Source organism: Levilactobacillus huananensis, assembly GCF_003946145.1.
In the GTDB taxonomy this organism is placed as follows: Bacteria; Bacillota; Bacilli; order Lactobacillales; family Lactobacillaceae; genus Levilactobacillus; species Levilactobacillus huananensis.
The window spans coordinates 1-4,511 of record NZ_RHOC01000028.1; the positions used below are offsets into that span (position 1 = coordinate 1).

Consider the following 4,511-nt stretch of genomic DNA (forward strand, 5'->3'; position numbering starts at 1 on the left):
GTTTGTGGTAAACACCATTTTAAAGGAAGCTGATCTTTTTTGTCCGAACAGCGTTCGGATTAATTTTACAATCTACCTTTTAATTAAAATCCATTGACTTTGTTTTAGAATGATTCTAAACTGTAATTGGATCATTTTTGTAAGTAGACTCACCTCATTGTTTTTCACCAATCTATTAGGAGGCTATATTTTTTATGTCGAAGACAAAAGTTATTGTTGTTGGTGCATCGCACGGCGGCCATCAGTCAGTTCTGGAACTTACTCACAAATACTCAGACCTAGATATTAAACTATTCGAAGCAGGAGATTTTATTTCTTTCATGTCCTGTGGTATGGAACTATATTTAGAAAACAGCGTAACGAATGTTAATGATGTCCGTAATTTTAAACCTGCAGATCTCGAAAAACTTGGGACAGAAGTATACGCCAATCATGAAGTGACAAAAATAAATCCAGAGAATAAGCAAGTTATCGTAAAAGACTTAAAATCCGGTAAAATACAGAGCTATGACTATGATAAATTAATTTTAAGCTCAGGCGTCACTCCAAACAATTTACCAGTTCCTGGTCATGAACTAAAAAACGTTTATTCAATGCGCGGCAAGGATTGGGCAGAGAAGATCAAAGCAAAATTATCTGACCCAAATGTCAAAAATATTACTGTTATTGGCGCGGGTTACATTGGGATTGAAGCTGCCGAGGCCAGCATCAAAGCTGGCAAAAATGTTACATTAATCGATATGATTAATCGGCCTTTGGGTAACTATCTAGATACTGAATTAACAGATATCTTATCAAAAGAATTGACCAACAAGGGAGTTCAAGTTGTCACTGGTGCTAAGATCGAAAGCTATGAAGGTCTTGAAGCAGTTTCTGCTGTTAAGACAAGCGATGCAGAATATCCGAGTGACTTGATAATTCAAGCTGCTGGAGTAAAGCCTAATACTGATTGGTTAAGGGGAACGGTTGAACTAGATAAGCGCGGGTGGATTAAAACTGACAAATATTTGAGAACTAATCTGCCTGATGTCTACGCCATAGGTGATGCGGTATTGGCCTATTCAATTCCTGCCCAGAAGGACATGCCGATAGCTTTAGCCACGGTTGCCCGGCGCGAAGCCCGTTATGTAGCGGAACACATCTTTGAGAACACACCATCTATACCATTTTCAGGAGTAGTTGGCTCATCAGCATTAAGTGTTTTCGACTATCACTTTGCCACATCAGGTCTGAATATGACCACAGCCCAAAAGGCCGATATTGAAATTCACACATCCTTTTACAAAGACACTTTGCGTCCAGCTTATGTTCCTATGGAGAAGGGAAATACAGAGGTCTACGTAGAGCTAGATTACAATCCAAACACGCATCAACTATTAGGTGGTGCTGTATTGTCAACTTATGATATCACTGCCCAAGGTAATGTTATTTCATTAGCCATCCAACAAGGATTAAAATTGGAAGATTTGGCCGAAGCTGACTTTTTCTTCCAACCAGGCTTTGACCGACAGTGGAGCCTATTGAATTTAGCAGCCCAACATGCTCTTGGTGAACTTGAGTTTACAAAATAAAAAATTTTAAAGATCACTTACAGCTTGCTGTTTACAATCTATCATGAAACCTTTTACGGATCGGCTGCAAGACATTGCCCAAAGTATGAAGGATAGCAGCCAGCGAATTGAACGGTTGTTTGATTCGCAAACTACCCTACGTGAAGACTTTATTGCTAGTAGAAGTGAGCATAAGGTTATCAACGAACGCCTAGACAATGTTGAAGGCGATGTACGTGAACTCAAAAGTAAATAGTGCTAGGATTAAGTTAATCCTTCAAGATTGACACAACCAAATGACCACTCATCTCATTACGAGGTGGGTGGCCTTTTTTGTGTACATTCTGCTTCATTTAAACGGACAAGTATACGTCTAAAAAGTGAACGTGTCGTCTGAGAGAATAGGAGACTAATCTCCTATTCTCCTTTTTGGTTTATCATTCGAATTATATTTTCACGGTCACGGACATCTACATTTTTCTCTAGATAAATATTTGCCATCTCACGAACGAGATCATACATTTTCACATCTGTTACGTAAGAAATTGTTTTTACTAATTCGTAAACTGGAGGATCAACCTTCAGTGTCTTCCGCTGATAGCTCTTATATTTAGAAGCGTCTAAATCTCTTGAAACGTTAGCTTTTTTTTGAATGGTAACCTGCTGATTATTATTTCGCTTGATCAAAGCCACTGACAGTCATCGCCTTTCCTTTGCTTGTAAGCTTGTTACCAGTTATAAACTGATGAGCATAAGTGAAATTTTCTATATCTCCTGTATTTTCAAAGGACTTGATTCTTAATTCCAGTTCAGAGAATATATCAGCAAATAGTCCCCAAACGCGCTTGTCATGGTAATCTTCAAACTGAATTCCCTGAGCTGCATACCACTCCAATCTCGCATGGTTATTTACAATATTATTGAATACATTGTCTTTTCCAAAATATTCAATTGTTTCTTTTACGATTCTTTGATGAAGCGGACGTTTAGCCTGTAGCAAGACTGGAAGTATTCCGGCAACTTGAAAATGAACTTTATCCCCAAAATCGTCTGCTAATGTTTGAAGATATGTTAAGACAAGACGTTTAGACCCATCGAAAGCAAATTGTTGTGTTTCCTGAATAACGATAATGTAATCAGCACATACCATGGCGTTGTCAACTTTAATATCTGTCGAAGGAGGAACGTCGATAAATATGTAGTCATATCTATCTTTTATTTTGTTTACTAGCTTGCTAAGATAAAAAGTTCGATCACTTATACTGGAAAATTTATTATCAAGGAAATCTCCAAATTTTCTTGTGTCGTAATCGGAGCCAATTAAATCCAAGTTATCAGAAAGAGAAACAATCCCTTTTTCTAAGGAACCATCTTCTATACAGCTCATGAATGATTGATTAAATGTCAAAACTTGAAATGTTTTAGCTAAGAACTGTGTTGCATTTCCCTGCAAATCGGTATCTATAACTAAAACTTTTTTGTTGTAAAATGAAGAGGCAACAACAGCTTCCATGACAGTATCGGTTGTTTTTCCAACGCCGCCCTTTTGCTGAGCGTTTACAATAACATATCCCATTTGGACACCTCACTTATGTATTTAATGCAATAGTACACTTTTACATTAAATAAAACAAATTAAGGAGACTAGTGTACTAGTGTACTAATCCCCTTGTCTCCTTATACACTAAGAGATTAGGAGATAAAAGCATAAAGCTGTTAAATATAGACCTGTTTTTGTATAAAAGGGGCACTAGTACACTAGTCTCCTTGTCTCCTTTTATCCTAGTGTACTAGTCTCCTTTTAAACATTTTGAAAAAGGAGACTTTTACGATTTGCCTTTACAATTGGCATAAAAGCGTCTATTATTAGTTGTGCAATTAAAACAGAACATAAAAAAACACCCACCAACTGGAATTGGTGAGCGCCACACATAAAAGTCATATTGTTTAACGACTATTATAACATGGCCGGTGCGATTTTTAAAGCCCTAGGGGACAAGCTGGGGTCTAAATCCAAGGGGACACGTTTGCCAGTGCGACTTCAATAAGTCTGGCTATACCACAACAAGGTCATCTGTACGGCTGGGTGGTGAATGGTGAGCGCGACCATTAACGGCGCGGGTGGTAAAACGAAGCTTCGGCTTGGTGCCACTGATTAGTTGGTGATCGAACAAAAATAAATACGTATTACCAACGCCTACTAGGGCGTTTTTTAGTAGGTTAAACCGAAAACGTAGGTTTATAATGAGTGGTGGTAGCAATACCGCAATTGTACAGACAAGCGACGGGCGTTAACGACCGACGAACTAAGGGGAAACTTTTAGTTAGCAGAATTGTACTCTGGTTCAGTTATTTCAAATAGCTGTTTCCAGGGAACAATTCTGCGCTCAAAACGTCACTCCCTCTAAACTGAATGGAAAACCGTAACCCGTCAAGACAAATTCCAAAGAAAGTTGGTGGAATTGTTGAAATGTAAGGATTACATTGTTCCCTTGAATCCTGATGAACTTAATAAGAGAATAATCTACCGAAGTTCAGTCAGGATTACGAGTCGGCAAAGGAATCAAGTAAAGAGAGTCTTGCATAGCCAAGGGTATGAAGGAAAGATTGTAGGTATTCGATATACCCGTGTAAATTACAAGTATTCATTCAGAGTATTGGTGAAGTACCAAGGAAATGTGGGTCAGTTTCTAGTTAATACAAAGAATGAGACTATTCGATTTGATGGAATGGTCTAGGAAAAAACTAAGTGAATTTCACAAAGACAGTTTCCCCAATTAAAGCCAATCTAAGACCTAGACCACTTCTTTTTAAGGTGGTTTCACAAACGGAAAATAACGGAATGTGGAAGTATCGGGATAGCTGGGGGTTACTTGGGATAAGCCGCCTTATGTGAAGTAGAAATTGGTATACTAAAAAAGGCTCCCGGTTTAACACTGGAGGCCTTTTTTCTAGGTTACA

The 4,511-nt window shown here is 38.2% G+C and carries 3 protein-coding genes; 1 reads left to right on the forward strand and 2 read right to left on the reverse strand.

Going from position 1 to position 4,511, the window contains the following annotated elements:
• The first annotated feature begins 194 nt into the window (after nucleotides 1-194).
• Nucleotides 195-1,571: an FAD-dependent oxidoreductase gene (locus tag EKM71_RS10910; protein ID WP_089109987.1), complete on the forward strand. Its 1,377-nt coding sequence runs from the start codon at nucleotides 195-197 to the stop codon at nucleotides 1,569-1,571.
• A gap of 396 nt (nucleotides 1,572-1,967) precedes the next feature.
• Here the strand turns inward: EKM71_RS10910 and prgO are convergent, their stop codons facing one another.
• Together prgO and prgP are read right to left on the reverse strand one after the other, a co-directional pair.
• Complete coding sequence (gene prgO, locus EKM71_RS10920) at nucleotides 1,968-2,243, reverse strand: DNA segregation protein PrgO (RefSeq protein WP_060416928.1); 276 nt, start codon at nucleotides 2,241-2,243, stop codon at nucleotides 1,968-1,970.
• Nucleotides 2,221-3,126, reverse strand: a complete 906-nt coding sequence (prgP, locus tag EKM71_RS10925; protein ID WP_060416927.1) for a ParA superfamily DNA segregation protein PrgP — start codon at nucleotides 3,124-3,126, stop codon at nucleotides 2,221-2,223. The genes prgO and prgP overlap by 23 nt, the downstream gene beginning before the upstream one ends.
• Between the last annotated feature and the right edge of the window lie 1,385 nt (nucleotides 3,127-4,511).

Coding starts and splice junctions, on each gene's coding strand:
- EKM71_RS10910 (WP_089109987.1), top strand. CDS start 195: ATGTCGAAGACAAAAGTTATTGTTGTTGGTGCATCGCACGGCGGCCAT.
- prgP (WP_060416927.1), bottom strand. CDS start 3,126: ATGGGATATGTTATTGTAAACGCTCAGCAAAAGGGCGGCGTTGGAAAA.